The organism is Actinoplanes sp. NPDC051513 (assembly GCF_044454685.1).
Classification (GTDB): Bacteria; Actinomycetota; Actinomycetes; order Mycobacteriales; family Micromonosporaceae; genus Actinoplanes.
In genome coordinates, this window is record NZ_JBITDW010000030.1 from 82,273 (window position 1) to 97,588 (window position 15,316).

A 15,316-nucleotide genomic window follows, 5' to 3' on the forward strand; every position below is an offset into this window, starting at 1 on the left:
GTACGAGCAAGGGGGTCATCCTGGTCATGTCGGTCCCCTTCGGTTTGGTGGTTCAGGTCATCGGTGCGCGGCGCCGGGGCCGCCCGCGCCGTGGCGCGCGGCGATGTCCCGGATCGCGGCGGCGAGCAGGTCGGGGTGTTCGCTGGTGGTGAGGTGGCCGCCGGGGAAGGTCAGCACCTCGGCGTCGGGTACGCGCTCGCGGGTGGCCGCGATCTGCCGGTGCTCGTAGGGGTCCTCGTCGCTGCCGGCGACGTAGAGGGCGACCGCGCCGTCCAGGTCGCGGGCGATGGCGGCGAGATCCCAGCGTTCGGCGTTGCGGCGGTGCTCGCCGACGAATCCGGCGGCGTTGTGGAGGAACGCCGCCCCCTCCCGGCGGGTGATCGCCGAGCGCAGCCCGGCCAGTTGCTCCGGGCTGGGGCGGTAGGTGCGGGAGTACATGCGTGCCCGTTTCATCGCGCCGTCCAACTGGCGCGGCGAGCGCTGCGCACGCCGCATTCCCAAGGCGCCCAGCCGGGTACGCAGCAGGGGAGTGCCCAGCCAGGGGTGGGTGTGCGCGTCGGCGAACAGGCCGCCGTTCACCAGGAGGACAGCCGTGACCTCCGGGACGGGAGGGTCGCCGGAGGCGGCCCGCTCCAGCCGGCGGCGAAGCAGCTCGAGCAGGGCCAGCGACGTGTAGTCGAAGGTGACGACGACGGTGCGGCGCACATCGTGGTGCCGCCACAACGCCTCGACCAGGTCCGCGCGCTCCATCGTGGAGTAGGGATAGTCGCCGGGCTTGTCCGAGTCGCCCTGCCCGACCGGCTCCACGTACAGCCGCGGGCCCGGGTCGTCGCCGAGCATCCGGTCCACCTGGGCCCACCCGTACGAGCCATCCGGGAAGCCGGGCAGCAGCGTGACCCACCCTGCCTGCGGGCTCCGTTCGGCCGGAATCACGCGCTGGAAGACCCGGAGAGTGCCCGGTTTCGCCGCGGCCTCCTCCTCGGTGAGCACCCTCGCGCAACCCGGGTCGTACGGGATCCGTTGCCCGCCGGCGAACCATTCCTCGGCCGTCACCGGCGCTCGGTCTCGCTGCGGCCGGTCGGCCGTGCTGCTTCTGCTCATCGGACACCCCTCATTTAGTGGACGCTGTCCACTGTAATGCGGAAAGTGGACGCCGTCCACTTGCTATCCTGTGATCGTGACAACCAGCCGACCGCCGGGGGAGCCGCAGCAGGCGCCGCGGCGGCGCCGTCCGCGCGGCGCGGTCCGCGACGGCCTGGTGGCCGCGGGGCTCGAGCTGGCCCGTACCGGAGGGCCGGACGCCGTTTCGCTGCGCGAGGCGACCCGGCAGGTCGGCGTCGTGCCCAACGCCGCCTACCGGCACTTCGCCGACCGTGACGAGCTGCTGGCCGCGGTCTGCGCGGCCGCCATGCGCCGGCTCACCGACCGCATGGCCGCCGGCGTCGCCCGGGTCGGTGGCGCCCACGGCAACGCCATAGCCGCCCGCCGCCGCCTGGGCGCGATCGGCACCGCGTACCTGGACTTCGCTCGCCAGGAACCGGGGCTGTTCGCCACCGCATTCGCGGTGCCGCAGCAACACGCTTACGCCGCTCCGGACGACGAAACGGGGCGGGACAGCACGCCGCTGGGCCAGCTCCGGTCCGTGCTGGACGAACTCGTCGACGCCGGTGTCCTCGATCGGGAGCGCCGGGACGGCATCGAATACCCGATCTGGTCGGCGGTGCACGGGCTGGCGGTGCTCACCGGACAGGGACCCCTGCGCGACGGCCCCAACGCCTTCCGGCGCCGGCTCGAGCAGCTCACCCTCACCTTCATCGCCGACAGCCTGGACTGAGACCCGGCACGCGACGCCGGCCCGGCACGACGGACCTACCGTCGGTGTGGCCTGCCGGCTCGGCGATGAGCTTCCCCCGCCGGATCAGCCCTCGCCCAGGGTCAGCCCTCGCCCAGGGTCAGCTCGAAGATTCTCTCGTTGCTGTTCTGTGGAACGCTGTCCTTGTCTCCTCGGGTGCTGGTGGTCAGCCACAGGTTGCCGTCGATCGTCGGCTCGACGGTGCGCAGGCGGCCGTAGGCGCCGACGTAGTACTGCTGGATGCCGGTCAGCCGATCGCCGTCGATCACCGCGCGGTACAGCCGGGTGCCGCGCAGGCAGGCGATGTAGAGAACGTCATGCACGATTGCCATGCCGCTGCAGGAGGCCGACGCGACGGGATAGGTCTGAACGGGCGCGACGAAGCCCGGGGCGACGCAGGCGTCGCCGATCGTGCCTTCGCAGGCCGGCCAGCCGTAGTTACCGCCCTTGACGACGAGGTTGGTCTCGTCCATCACGTTGTTGCCGAACTCCTGTTCCCACAGCCGGCCCTGGGAGTCGAAGGCAATGCCCTGCGGGTTGCGGTGCCCGTAGCTCCAGACGAAGCTGCCGGGGAACGGGTTGTCCTCCGGGACGCTGCCGTCCGGGTTGAGCCGCAGCACCTTTCCGCCAAGGCTGGTGAGGTCCTGCGCCTGGTCGGGATCCTGACCGTCGCCGGCGGCCGCGTAGAGTTTGCCGTCCGGGCCGAACCGCAGGCGGCCGCCGTTGTGGTACTTGTTGCGCGGGATCCCGGTCACGAGAATCTCCCGGGTCTCGGTTCGCAGCGTGCCGTCGTACTCGAAGCGGACGATGCGGTTGTCCGTTGCCGTCGTGTGGTACACGTACACCCAGTGATCGGTGGCGAAGGTCGGCGAGACGGCCAGCCCGAGCACCCCGCCCTCGCCGTCGGTGCCCGCCGCGTCCGGCACTTTCCCGATGCTGTGCTTGTTCGTGCCGTCCGGTGCCATCGCCTGGATGGAGAACAGGTCGCGCTGCCCATAGAGGACAGTCCCGTCCGGCAGCTGCACCAGACCCCATGGCAGGTCACGCTCGGTGGTCACCTGGGTGATGCCGCACACGGCAGCACACGAACTTCCGGTGCGTACCTGTACCGAGTCGCTCGGTTGCGAGGTGTTGCCCTGCGCGTCGCGCGCGACTACCGCGTACGCGTAATCGGTGTCGACGGTCAGTCCGACGTCGGTGAAGGTGGTGTCCGGCGGGCCGGCGGCCGAGCCGGCCAGGACGCCGACCTTGGTGCCGTCGCGCAACACGTCGTAACCCGTGACGGCTACGTCGTCGGTGGCGGTGGCCCAATTCAGGGTGACCGCGGTGCCGACGGCCCGGCCGGTGAGACCGGCCGGGACGGTGGGTGCGGTGGTGTCCTGCGAACAGAAGGGCGCGGTGACCCACACCGTGTTGCTGGCTTGCGAGACGTTGCCGGCGGCGTCACGGGCGTTGACGTAGAAGCCCCACCGCGCGCCGGCGACCATGCCCAGCGTGGTCGTGCGTACCTCCGCGGTGGTGGAACCGATCGCCTGGCCGTCGTGGTAGAGGTCGTAGAACGCGACGCCGGTGTCGTCGGTTGCCGCCGACCAACTCAACGTCACGGCGGCGCAACCGACGTCACTGGCATCCAGGCCGGTCGGTACGGTCGGCGGCTGGGTATCGGCCGCGGCCGCCCGCGCCGACGGGTCATCGGCCGCCGTTACACCGGCCAGCACCGCGCAAGCGGCGAACAGGGCAAGGACAGCGCGTCGTGACAGCATGTGCGTACCCTCCGACAACAATTTTCAGTACGGGTAGCCGGGCACGCCGAGACGCACGCTGTAGAGCCCGGAGTCGCCCGTACGCCCGGAAGTGATGAACAGGGTCTGCCGGTCGTCGCCGCCGAAAGCGACGTTCGTGGTCCCGGCGCCGGAGGCGACGGTTCCGAGTTCCGCACCCTCCGGCGCGAAGACGTGGACGAGGCCGTCCCGTCCGGACGCCCAGTAGACGTTGCCGGCGCAGTCGATCGTCACCCCGTCGGGTCCGGCAACGGACGCGAAGGGCGTTCGGGCGCCGGTGCTGCCGTCCGCCCGTACCGGATAGCTGTAGATCTTGTTCTCGCCGTATGCGCCGACGTAGAGAGTGCCGCCGTCCGGGGACAGCGCGATGCCGTTCGGTTCCCGCAGGCCGTCGTCGACCAGCGATACGGCTCCGCCGGAGACCCGGAACACGCTCGTTCGGCCCTTCATCGCGTCGGCTCGGCCGCCGCGCTGGAAATCCGGATCGGTGAAATAGACGACGCCGTCGGAGCGGATCGTCACGTCGTTCGGCGAGTTGAACGCCGCACCGAGGAAATCGGCGGCAACGACCGTACGGGAAGAGTCGGCGAGCTGATAACGGGAGATGCTGCGCTGGTCGTGAGTAGCCGCGACGATCGACTGGCCGTCCGGGGAAAGCGCCAGGCCGTTACTGCCGGAGTCGGCGATCGCCGTTTCTACGACTGCCGAACCCGGGGTATAGCGCAGAATTGTCGACGGCTGTACTCGCTGCGGTCCGGTGGCCGCGGCCATGTCGGACATCAGCAGAAAGCCGTGATCGGCGACCCACACGGGACCTTCGAGAAAGGCTTGGCCGCCGACGAGCCGGGCAGCGGTGGTCGTCGCCGAGGAGAGCGGTGGACCATACTCGGCATCGACCGCGCAGACGCCGGGAGGCGCGCCGGGGGGCAGGTCGTCGGCCTGCGCGACCCTCGCCGCCGCCGTGCTCGCCATGAGCAGTAGGCCGACTGAGCCCGCCGTAACCAGTGCGCTCCGCGAATTCATGCGAATCCTCTTCGGGCAAAGACATTGACGAGCTTCGAAGAGTAACGCACCCGCCCGATGTTCGTCGACCGACACTGCGTTCTCGCCCAGAGGCAAGCCGTCGAGCCGGCGCCGGCCGGACAAGGTGGAAATCTGATCGAGATGACTTTTCATCATCGGTGAATAGATCCCGTCAGTTTACAGCCGGAAAAGTGTTACATCGGGGCGTGTCACTTGGTCGTTGGCGTCGATCCTTGGCGGATTCCCGAGCTTTGCCGGTCCGCGCGTGACGATGCGGTGGTTGTCTTCGGTAACAAGCGCATCCTGCTGAACGCCGGCGATAAGGCGCGTGGTCCTACGGCGTCGACCCGCGTTACGTCGTCCGGCGCAACGCAGCGCAGATGCCGGCCGGCGAACCGGGCGCGCGCGTGAGCATGCCCGTCGGAGAGGCGGCGATCTGCCGTCCGGCCTGCTCAGCCCCGAGCTCTACCTGTTGCTCGGGCGCGACCGCGGCTGGGCCAGTGATCGGTGAGAGCGGTGGGCCACGGACACGTTGTGTAGCCGCCTTCGCGCGCAACAGCGATGGCCCCCAGCTGCCTAATCTAAAAGTTCCAAGGCGGCTCCGGTACTTCCGGCCAAGCGACCTTCGCGGACTGTAACATCGGTCAATGTATGAGCGTCGAGACCATCGCTCTGCGTCGATGGCCTAATCGCGCGACCGCGACACCGCTTCCAGCAAAGCCCATACAGAGTCGAAAGATCCTGAACGCTTCCGGAGGCATTGACCAGTAGCTGGCTTCAGAGGTAGCGTTCGCCGAAAGTTGCCGGAATGTTTCGGAATATTGCAGATTCGGGTCTGCGTCAATCCCGAAACCCGATGGCTCACCCGCCCCCGCAGGAGCCTCGCGAAGGCGGTCGCCGCGGCGGCGCACAGGGCGGCCCGTCACCGCCTCGAGAGCGCCACACCCGCGCGGCCGACGCCGGCAACCGGCACGCCACAAATCGAGAAGACAGCCGCGCCGCCACCCGGCGGTGTTTGCCGCACCTGGGCCGCGGGCGAGCGCAGGTGCAGCAGAGGGCGTCCACCGTCCCTCCGAGCACGAGGTCACAAGGAGTGTCATGAATCGCTTGAAGAGATCCAGCCGGTACCGTTTGGTGTTGGCCGCCGCGACGGGTCTGCTGGCGGCGGCCGGCACGGCGGTCCTCATCCCGTCCGCGGAGGCGGCGGCCAGCACGCTGGGTGCCGCCGCGGCCCAGTCGGGCCGCTACTTCGGCACCGCGATCGCGGCCGGCCGGCTCGGCGACTCGACCTACAGCACGATCGCCGGACGCGAGTTCAACATGGTGACCGCCGAGAACGAGATGAAGCCGGACGCGACCGAGCCCAACCGTGGCCAGTTCAATTTCAGCTCCGGCGACCAGATCTACAACTGGGCGACCCAGCGCGGCATGAAGGTCCGCGGCCACACCCTCGCGTGGCACGGCCAGCAACCCGGCTGGATGCAGAGCCTCAGCGGCAGCAGCCTGCGCCAGGCGATGATCGATCACATCAACGGCGTGATGGCCCACTACAAGGGCAAGCTCGCCGCCTGGGACGTCGTCAACGAGGCCTTCAACGAGGACGGCAGCCGCCGCAACTCCAACCTGCAGAACACCGGCAACGACTGGATCGAGGTGGCGTTCCGCACCGCCCGCAACGCCGACCCGTCGGTCAAGCTCTGCTACAACGACTACAACATCGAGAACGCGACGTACGCCAAGACCGTGGCCGTGCTCAACATGGTCAGGGACTTCAAGTCCCGCGGCGTACCCATCGACTGCGTGGGCCTGCAGACCCACTTCACCGGCGGCAGCTCGCTGCCCGGCAACTTCCAGACCACGCTGACCAACTTCGCCAACGCCGGCGTGGACGTGGCGCTGACCGAGGTCGACGTCACCAACTCCTCCACCTCCCAGTACGCCGGCCTGACCCAAGCGTGCATGAACGTGGCCCGCTGCCTGGGCATCACCGTGTGGGGGGTGCGTGACAGCGACTCCTGGCGCTCCGGCGAGAGCCCGCTGCTGTTCGACGGCTCGGGCAACAAGAAAGCCGCCTACACCTCGGTCCTCAACGCACTCAACGCCGCCACACCCACACCAACCGGCCCCACGCCCACCGGGCCGACACCCACCAGTCCGACGCCCACCTCGCCGAGCGGCGCGAACGAGATCAGGGGTACGCAGTCGGGTCGGTGCATCGACGTGCCGAACGCCTCGCAGAACAACGGCACGCGGGTTGCTCTGTACGACTGCAACCGCCAGTCCAACCAGCAATGGACGTACACCTCCAACAAGCAACTGACGGTGTACGGCACCATGTGCCTGGACGCCGCCGGCTCCGGCAACTCCGCGGCGATCCAGATATACAGCTGCAACGGGCAGACAAACCAGCAGTGGAACGTCAACTCCAATGGCACCATCACCGGCGTGCAGTCCGGGCGGTGCCTCGACGTCTGGGGCACGGGCAACGGTCAGCAGGTCCAGTTGTACGACTGCCACGGACAGGCGAACCAGCAGTTCCAGCTCGTCTCCCTCGGGGGCGGCACCACCTCGCCGACACCGACCACCTCGCCCACACCGACGCCGACCGGCAGCACGTGCACGCTTCCGTCGTCGTACCGGTGGAGTTCTTCGGGTTCGCTGGCCAACCCGAAGAACGGTTGGACCTCGCTGAAGGACTTCACCAACGTCGTCTACAACGGCAAGCACCTGGTCTACGCGTCGAACGTCTCGAACGGCTCGTACGGCTCGATGAACTTCACCCCGTTCACGAACTGGTCGGACATGGCCTCGGCGGGCCAGAACGGGATGAGCCAGGGCACGGTGGCGCCCACGCTGCTCTACTTCGCCCCGAAGAACATCTGGGTGCTGGCCTATCAGTGGGGTCCGACCTCGTTCAGCTACAAGACCTCCACCGATCCGACCAACGCCAACGGCTGGTCCGGCGTACAGACGCTGTTCACCGGGACGATCGCCGACGCTCCGTACGGTGTGATCGACCAGACCCTCATCGGTGACGACCAGAACATGTACCTGTTCTTCGCCGGGGACAACGGCAAGATCTACCGGGCGAGCATGCCGATCGGGAACTTCCCGGGCAGCTTCGGGGCGTCGTACACGACGATCATGAGCGACTCGACGAACAACCTCTTCGAAGCGGTCGAGGTCTACAAGGTCCAGGGCCAGAACCAGTACCTGATGATCGTCGAGGCGATCGGGAGTCAGGGTCGCTACTTCCGCTCGTTCACCTCGTCCAGCCTGAGCGGTTCGTGGACTCCGCAGGCCGCCACCGAGAGCAACCCGTTCGCGGGCAAGGCCAACAGCGGCGCCACCTGGACCAACGACATCAGCCACGGTGATCTGGTCCGCAACAACCCCGATCAGACCAAGACCGTCGACCCGTGCAACCTGCAGTTGCTCTACCAGGGCAAGGATCCCGCTGCCGGCGGCGACTACAACAACCTGCCGTGGCGTCCGGGCCTGCTCACCCTGCAGCGCTAGCGGTGTCCTGCTCCGGCTGCTGAGCCGCTGCCACCGGGCGAACTCCGTCTGGTGGCAGCGGCCACCTCCCGCCGGTCACCACTCCGCCACCGAGCGGCGGTGCGCTCAAGGGCACGGCCAGTGGCCGCTGCGCGGACATCTCCGGCTACAACACCGCTGACGGCGCCCGGTTGCAGCTGTACGACTGCACCGGGCAGTGGAACCAGGCGTGGAGCTACACCAACAACACCCTCGTCAACCCGCAAAGCGGTAAGTGTCTCAACGCCGGCAGTGACGGCACGGCCGTGAACCTGTGGACCTGCAACGGCAGCGGCGCGCAGAAGTGGACGTTGCAAGGCAACGGCAACCTGGTCAACACCGCGTCCGGCAAGTGCCTCGACGCCATCGGCCAAGGCACCGGTAACGGGACCGGACTGCAGATCTACGCCTGCGTCGCCGGCGGCCAAGGCAACCAGCAGTGGTCGCTGCAATAGCCTCGCGGATCGGAGCGGTGCTGGCGTTGTTCTCCGCGACGAAGCTCGCCGCCAATGGGCGCGGCGACCATGAGCTCGGCCGCGGCGGTATCCGGTTCACCATCGGCATCGTTGTGCGTCATGCATCCGAGGTTGATCGCCTGGCGGATCGGTTCCGCGCTGCGGGAGGGCGGATCACCAAGGAACCGACGGATGCGGAGTTCTTTCCCGGCAGGTCCGCGTACGTCGCCGATACAGAGGACAAACTTCTTCGAGGTTGTATGGGCCGAACCCGACAACGCCATCGTCGCAGCGGCGTACCGAGCAGCACGGCTCGCACCGCCGGCGACCTGGGTCCGCCCTTCGGTGCTCGCCGGCCTCAAGGCCGCGCCGCTGCGGGCTGAGCCGGTGGCCGGGTCACGCCGAGAAGGTGGCCGGCGTGCCCAGCGGGGCCGGACCGAGGTCGAGGTCGGGTGTCATGGCCATCTTGAGCGCCAGCTGGGCAGTGAACTCCGCCAGCTGTTCCGGCGAGTCGGAGCCGTCGCGGCGGTACCACCGGACCAGGTCGATGCCGAGCGAGAGGATGGCCCGGGACACCCGCTTGACATCGACATCGGCAAATTTTCCGGTCGTGACACCGCGTTCGACCGCAGCCCGGAAGACGTCGTTGGTCCGGTGCCGCGTCTCCAGGATCTCTTCGTAGTGTTCCGCGGAGAGGCCGGCCAGCTCGTACTGGCTGACACGGGCCGCGACGTGGTTGCGGGCGTGCCACTCGGTGTATCGGGCCACCAGCGCCTGGAGATGGCGCACCGGGTCCTCGATCGTCAGCACCGCCGGCTCGGTGAGGTAGGCCAGGACACGCTGGTGGGCGGTGCGAATGATCTCGAAGAGAACGATCTCTTTCGACGGGAAGTGCACATAGAGCGCGCCGGGGCTGAGCCCGACCCCGCTGGAGATGTCGCGGGTGGTCGTCGCGTGGAAGCCGTTGGACGCGAAGCAGCGCACCGCGGAGGTGAGCAGCCGCCGCGGCACGTCGCCCAACGACTCGTCCCAGAGCGCCGGCGAGTCGTCCTCCAGCTCCGGAAGCCCCTCGAGGTCCTGCGTGGTGAATCGGGCCTGTCTCTTGGCCATCGGGTGCCTGCCGCCTTCCTCGCCGATGCCGGCGACCGTACACGTTCGGGACGTGCTGCCGAATCCAGACCACCCGGTGCGGACTCTCCCATTTCCACCGCGCCACCTACATGTGACGGTTGACACACTCACGCTATCAGGTGACTATGCGCTTAGTCAGCGGCGATCGCCGGCCTCTCTTTCGTCCTCGACGCCCCCTCTCTCGGAGGAGATCCCATGTTCCGGACTCGAACACACCGCGCCGGTCTTGTCACCGGCGCCTTCGGCTTGATCCTGGCCACCGCGGCCTGCGGCGGTTCGTCCGGCGGCTCCTCCGCCGCCGACGCCGGCGGGGGCGGCGGGACCCAGGGCAAGACGATCGCCTTCGTCGGGTACGGCGACGCCAGCCCGTGGGGCGCCGCGTACAACAAGACCTTCAAGGCGGAGCTCGCCTCGACCGGCATCAAGGTCAACGACCTTGCCAGCATGGACGCGGGCTCCCAGGTGCAGAACTTCAACCAGGCGGTCTCGCAGAAGCCGGACCTCATCGTCTCCGCGCTGTGGGACACCACGGCGATGGCGGTCCCGATCCAGAAGGCCAAGCAGGCCCGGGTCCCGGTGCTCATCGTCGACGGCCGGCCTGACCCGTCGGTCGAGAAGGACGTCATGTCGGTGCTGTCGGACAACGAGAAGCTCGGTGAATTCGCGGCGGAGAACATCATCGAGGGGCTGAAAGCGAAGGGGAGCGCATCCGGCAAGGTGATCGTGCTGTCCGGCACCAAGTCGATGCTGGTCACCCAGGACCGCATGAAGGGTTTCGCCAAGGTGATGGCGACCGCGCCGCAGTACCAGGTGATCGAGGACCAGGACACCAACTGGGACCCGACGGCGTCCGGCAAGGTCGCTCAGCAGCTGTTCGCCAAGCACGGCTGCGACGGCATCCAGGCCGCGTACGGCATGGCCGATTACATGGCGCTGCCGATCGTGCAGGCGGCCAAACAGGCGGGCTGCAAGGTGGGTGGCAAGGACGGGCTCGTCGTGACCGGCGGCAACTGCTTCAAGGCCGGCATCACGGCGATCAAGGCGGGCGAGATGTATGGCACCGCCACCGAAGACCCGATCACGATCGCGAAGCAGACCGCCGACTACGTCAAGCGCTACTTCAACGGCGAGAACCCACCGCAGAGCGAGCTGGTCAAGGAGGACCGGGTCACGGCCGCGACCGTCTCGCAGTTCGAGGAGCAGTGCAGCCAGGCATGAGCGACTGCACCGAACGGCACCCAGCCGTACCGCCCGGCGGCCTCACAGGCGAGGGCCGGGAGCGCATGCCGAAGGTAGGCACAGCATGACTGCGTCCGCCGACGAGCCGGTCGCAGGCTCGGAGCCCTTCGTCACCGTCGAGGCGCTCGCGCGTGGATTCGCCGGCGTCCCGGCGGTGCGGGAGGTCTCCTTCACGGTCGGGGTCGGCGAGATCCACGCCTTGTGCGGCCACAACGGGGCCGGGAAGAGCACCGTCGTGAAGATGCTGTCGGGGCAGCTCGCGCCCGACGCCGGCCGTATCCTGCTCGACGGGAAGCCGGTCGCCCTGCGCAACCGCCAGGCCGCGCAGCGGCTCGGCGTCGCCCTGGTCGACCAGGAGCTGAGCGTGGTTCCGGCGCTCACCGTGCTCGAGAACATGTCGCTCGGCGACATCGACGCGCCGCTGGTCAAGCGGCGGCGGGCCGCGTTGAGCCGCTGCCGCGAGGTCCTCGACGACATGGGCCTCGACCAGGTCCGGCCGGACCAGCCGGTCGCGACGCTGAGCATGGGAGAGCGCCAGCTCGTCGAGATCGCGAAGGCGCTGAGCCAGCGGGCCCGGGTGGTCATCCTGGACGAGCCGACCGCCACCCTCAGCGCCGCGGAAAGCCGGCGGGTCTTCGCCGCGGTACGCCGGGTCGCTGCACGCGGATGCGCGGTTGTCTTCGTCTCACACCGGTTGTCCGAGGTGCTCGAGCTCTGCGACACGGTCACGGTGCTGCGCGACGGCCGCGACGTCGCGACCACCCCAGCCGCGGATCTCACCGTCGAGCGGCTGATCGTGACGATGCTCGGCGAGCCCCCGCACCGGCTCGAGGCCACCCGGCGGCCCGACCCGGACCTTACCCACGCGCTCCGGGTCGAGCACCTGCGCGTGCCGGGCCGGCTCGACGACTTCACGTTCACCGCGCGGGCCGGCTGGATCTATGCGCTGGCCGGTCAGCTCGGCAGCGGGGCGTCCGACGTGCTGCGGGCGCTCGCCGGCCTGCACCCCCGGGCGACGGGGAGCGTCGACCTGCGCGGCCGCGCCGTCCCGTTCCGCGACCCGGTCGGCGCGGCCCGGTCCGGGATCGCGTTCGTCTCCAACGACCGCAAGGGCGAGGGACTGTTCCTCGACAAATCGGTCGCCGGGAACCTCGTGGCCACCAGGCTCGACCGGCTCGGCGCGGGCGGGCTCGTGGGTACGGGGCGCGAACGGCGTACCGCTCGGTCGCTCGCCACTCTCGCCGGCCTGCCGGAGGATCGGCTCGCCGATCCGGTCCTCGCGCTCAGCGGCGGCAACCAGCAGAAGGTCTTCGTCGGCCGCTCGCTGGGCCGCGACGACGTCCACGTCCTGCTGCTGGACGAGCCGACCCGCGGCGTCGACATCGGCGGGCGGGCGGCGATCCACCGTCTGCTGCACGAGGCCGCCGACACCGGCCTCGTCGTGGTCTTCGCCTCCACCGAGCTCGAGGAGCTGCTCGAACTCGGCGACGTGATCCTCACGATGCGCGACGGTCGCGTGGTCGACACGTACGAGGGCGGAGCGGACGGCGCGGTGCTGATGCGGGACATGACCGAGTGGAAGGACCCGGCATGACGACGACCGACGGACTCACCGCGCCGCGGCCGGCCACCGCGGACACCCCGCGCCGGCATACCCGGCCCGGTCTGCTCACCGTGGCGCTCGGCCTCCTGGTGGTGGCGCTCCTGCCGCTCGCCGTCACGACCGACCGCTTCCTCACCCTCGACAACGCGCGCGCCATCCTCGCGTCGACCGCTCTGGTCGGCATCGCCGCGATGGGCGCGACGCTCGTGATGATCGCCGGGTCGGCGGTCTCGCTGGCGGCCTCGCAGACCGCCACGGTCGTCGCCATGGTCTTCCTCGCGGCGCTGGGCCAAGGCCTTGTCATGGCCACGCTGCTCGCCCTGCTGTGCGGCGTCGCCATCACCGTCGTCCAGGGCATCGGGGTCGGCTACTGGGAGGCCAACCCGATCGTGCTGACGATCGCCGCCGGGTTCGCGATCGGCGGCGGCGCGGTCTGGTTCAGCGGCGGGACGCCAGTGAACGCCGCGTCCGGCGACTACGACGTGCTCAACGCGACGCCTTTGGGACTCCCGCTCGCCGTCTACGTCCTGCTGCTGCTCACCGTGCTGGCCCAGTGGATCCTGCGGCGTACGACCGCGGGACGGCAGATGTACCTGGTCGGGGAGAACCGGGCCGCAGCGCGGGCCGCGGGCCTGCCGGTAGGCCGGGTCACGGTGGTGGCCTGGGCGTTCTCCGGCCTGTGCCTGGCGATCAGCGGCGTCTTCCTGGCGGCGTTCAACACCAGCGCCACCACCAACCTCGGCGGCACGCTCACTCTCGACGCGATCGCCGCGGTCCTGGTCGGGGGCACCGCCATCGCCGGCGGCAAGGGCTCGGCGCTGCGGACCCTCGGCGGCGCCGTGCTCATCTCGGTCATCGCCGACATCCTCCTCATCCGCGGCTACCCGACCGGGGTTCAGATCCTGGCGAAAGGAGTCCTCGTGCTCGTCGTCGTCGTGCTCGTCCATCTCCGCAGCTCGCGAGGGCCGCGATGAACGGCTGGCTCCGGCCGCGCCCGGAACACCTGGTGCCGACCGCGGCGCTGCTGCTGGTCGTGATCGCCTTCGCGAGCACACCGCTGTTCACCGGCGCTGCGCTCACCACCTTCGACGTCTACAACGCGTTCCAGGGCCTCGCCCAGATCGGGCTGCTCGCGCTCGCCATCGGCCTCACCATGATCGCCGGCGAGTTCGACCTGTCCGTGGTCGGCACGTACGCCATCGGCGGCATGATCGCCGTGCAGGCGGGGCAGTCGTCGGCGGCACTGGGCCTGCTGGCCGCCGTCGCCGCCGGCGCCGCGATCGGGGCCGTCCAGGGCGGCCTCATCGCCTGGCTGCGCATCCCGTCGGTGCCGGTCACGCTCGCCGCCTACATCGCGCTGCTCGGCGGCACATACGCGCTCTCGGACGGCCGCAGTGTCACCTTCACCAACCGCGACGCGATCCTCTGGGTCGACCAGACCGTGGCCGGCGTCTTCTCGCCGCGCAGCCTGATCACCCTCGGGGCGTTCGCGCTCGCGGCCGTGGTCATGGGCGCCACCCGGCTCGGGGCGGAACTGCGGGCGATCGGCGGCGATCGCCGCGCGGCGCGGGTCGCCGGCGTCCGGGTGGGGCGGAACCTGGTGCTGCTCTTCACCACGTCCGGCACGCTTGCGGCGCTGGGCGGAGCACTGCTCAACTTCAGCTTCGCCTCGGCCAATCCCGATCCTGGGCTCCAGCCGCTGCTCATCGCCGCGGTCGCCGCGCTCCTCGGCGGCGTGTCGCTGGCCGGCGGCCGCGGCACCCCGGCCGGGCTGCTGGCCGGGGCGGTTTCGGTGGCGCTGCTGGCCCAGATCGTGGCCGTGGCGTACCTGCCGGACTACTCGACCCAGCTGTTCTACGCGGCGCTGCTCGCGGTGGTCGTCGCGGTGGACTCGCCGGGATTACGGCGAAACGCCGAACGGATGCGTGCCCGGACCCGCACGGTGGAGGCGTGATGGCGAACCTGACCTTCGATTTCACCGGGCGGACCGTGCTGGTCACCGGCGCCGCCCGCGGTGTCGGCCGGGCGATCGGCGAGCACTTCCACGCGGCCGGCGCGACCGTCTATCTCGTCGACGTCGAGGCCGATGCGGTGGCCCGGACGGCGGGCGAGACCGGGGCGGCGGGGCTGGCCGCCGACGTCACCGACAGCGCACAGGTCGACGCCGTCGTGGCCCGGGTGGTGGCCGAGACCGGCCGGATCGACGTGCTGGTCAACAACGCCGGGATCCTGCGCGACGGCGTCGTGTGGAAGCTCAGCGACGGCGACTACGAGTCGGTGATGGCGGTGCACGCGGGCGGCACATTCCGGTTCACCCGGGCGGCCGTACCGCATTTCCGCCGCCAGGGCTCGGGCCGGGTGATCAACGTGACGTCGTACACCGGCCTGCACGGCAATCCGGGCCAGTCGAACTATGCGATGGCGAAGGCCGGGATCATCGGGTTCACCAAGAGCACCGCCAAGGAGCTGGCCCGGTTCGGCACGACGGTCAACGCGATCTCGCCCAACGCGCAGACGCGGATGATCGCCTCGGTGCCGCCCGGCAAGCTCGCCGAACTGACCGGCGCCATCCCCATGGGCCGCTTCGCCGAGACGTCCGAGATGGCGGGCGCGGTCGCGTTCCTCGCCTCCGACGAGGCGTCCTACATCACCGGCGTCGTCCTTCCCGTCGACGGAGGACTCTCCCTGTGACCGC

General features: G+C 69.5%; 12 protein-coding genes and 1 pseudogene. 9 read left to right on the plus strand and 4 right to left on the minus strand.

From position 1 onward, the window contains the following. Positions 1 to 57 precede the first annotated feature (57 nt). Positions 58 to 1,101, minus strand: a complete 1,044-nt coding sequence (locus tag ACIA5D_RS45415) for an alpha/beta fold hydrolase (RefSeq protein ID WP_396036892.1) — start codon at positions 1,099 to 1,101, stop codon at positions 58 to 60. 76 nt (positions 1,102 to 1,177) lie between these two features. Here ACIA5D_RS45415 and ACIA5D_RS45420 point away from each other — a divergent pair, with 76 nt between their 5' ends. Beyond that, positions 1,178 to 1,834 (plus strand): TetR/AcrR family transcriptional regulator, encoded by a 657-nt coding sequence (locus ACIA5D_RS45420; RefSeq protein ID WP_396036893.1) that lies wholly within the window; start codon positions 1,178 to 1,180, stop codon positions 1,832 to 1,834. Positions 1,835 to 1,935: 101 nt separating this feature from the next. On the opposite strand, the gene ACIA5D_RS45425 is transcribed toward ACIA5D_RS45420, so the two are convergent. Both ACIA5D_RS45425 and ACIA5D_RS45430 read right to left on the minus strand, forming a co-directional pair. Further along, complete coding sequence (locus ACIA5D_RS45425) at positions 1,936 to 3,615, minus strand: PQQ-dependent sugar dehydrogenase (RefSeq protein ID WP_396036894.1); 1,680 nt, start codon at positions 3,613 to 3,615, stop codon at positions 1,936 to 1,938. A gap of 24 nt (positions 3,616 to 3,639) precedes the next feature. Beyond that, a complete protein-coding gene (locus ACIA5D_RS45430; protein WP_396036895.1) occupies positions 3,640 to 4,809 on the minus strand; it encodes an SMP-30/gluconolactonase/LRE family protein in 1,170 nt (389 codons plus the stop codon). 945 nt (positions 4,810 to 5,754) lie between these two features. Between ACIA5D_RS45430 and ACIA5D_RS45435 the strand changes: the two genes are divergently transcribed. The 3 genes and pseudogenes from ACIA5D_RS45435 to ACIA5D_RS45445 all read left to right on the plus strand — a co-directional run bounded on the left by ACIA5D_RS45435 (position 5,755) and on the right by ACIA5D_RS45445 (position 9,031). After that, positions 5,755 to 8,175, plus strand: coding sequence for a non-reducing end alpha-L-arabinofuranosidase family hydrolase (locus ACIA5D_RS45435; protein WP_396036896.1), 2,421 nt, complete (start codon positions 5,755 to 5,757; stop codon positions 8,173 to 8,175). A gap of 110 nt (positions 8,176 to 8,285) precedes the next feature. Further along, a pseudogene (locus ACIA5D_RS45440) lies at positions 8,286 to 8,648 on the plus strand (RICIN domain-containing protein); the annotation flags it as partial. Between the two features lie 17 nt (positions 8,649 to 8,665). Further along, a complete protein-coding gene (locus tag ACIA5D_RS45445) occupies positions 8,666 to 9,031 on the plus strand; it encodes a hypothetical protein (RefSeq protein ID WP_396036897.1) in 366 nt (121 codons plus the stop codon). A 13-nt stretch (positions 9,032 to 9,044) separates the two neighbouring features. On the opposite strand, the gene ACIA5D_RS45450 is transcribed toward ACIA5D_RS45445, so the two are convergent. Continuing rightward, complete coding sequence (locus ACIA5D_RS45450) at positions 9,045 to 9,758, minus strand: TetR/AcrR family transcriptional regulator (protein WP_396036898.1); 714 nt, start codon at positions 9,756 to 9,758, stop codon at positions 9,045 to 9,047. A gap of 216 nt (positions 9,759 to 9,974) precedes the next feature. Here ACIA5D_RS45450 and ACIA5D_RS45455 point away from each other — a divergent pair, with 216 nt between their 5' ends. The 5 genes from ACIA5D_RS45455 to ACIA5D_RS45475 all read left to right on the plus strand — a co-directional run bounded on the left by ACIA5D_RS45455 (position 9,975) and on the right by ACIA5D_RS45475 (position 15,312). Then, on the plus strand, positions 9,975 to 10,997 hold the full coding sequence (locus tag ACIA5D_RS45455) for a sugar ABC transporter substrate-binding protein (protein WP_396036900.1): 1,023 nt from the start codon (positions 9,975 to 9,977) through the stop codon (positions 10,995 to 10,997). Between the two features lie 85 nt (positions 10,998 to 11,082). Further along, on the plus strand, positions 11,083 to 12,612 hold the full coding sequence (locus tag ACIA5D_RS45460; protein ID WP_396036901.1) for a sugar ABC transporter ATP-binding protein: 1,530 nt from the start codon (positions 11,083 to 11,085) through the stop codon (positions 12,610 to 12,612). Then, the gene (locus ACIA5D_RS45465; protein WP_396036902.1) at positions 12,609 to 13,595 is read left to right on the plus strand and encodes an ABC transporter permease; all 987 of its coding nucleotides are present in this window, start codon (positions 12,609 to 12,611) and stop codon (positions 13,593 to 13,595) included. Before ACIA5D_RS45460 ends, ACIA5D_RS45465 begins: the two co-directional genes overlap by 4 nt. Next, positions 13,592 to 14,575, plus strand: a complete 984-nt coding sequence (locus ACIA5D_RS45470; protein ID WP_396036903.1) for an ABC transporter permease — start codon at positions 13,592 to 13,594, stop codon at positions 14,573 to 14,575. Before ACIA5D_RS45465 ends, ACIA5D_RS45470 begins: the two co-directional genes overlap by 4 nt. Beyond that, complete coding sequence (locus tag ACIA5D_RS45475) at positions 14,575 to 15,312, plus strand: SDR family oxidoreductase (RefSeq protein WP_396036904.1); 738 nt, start codon at positions 14,575 to 14,577, stop codon at positions 15,310 to 15,312. Before ACIA5D_RS45470 ends, ACIA5D_RS45475 begins: the two co-directional genes overlap by 1 nt. Positions 15,313 to 15,316: the final 4 nt, after the last annotated feature.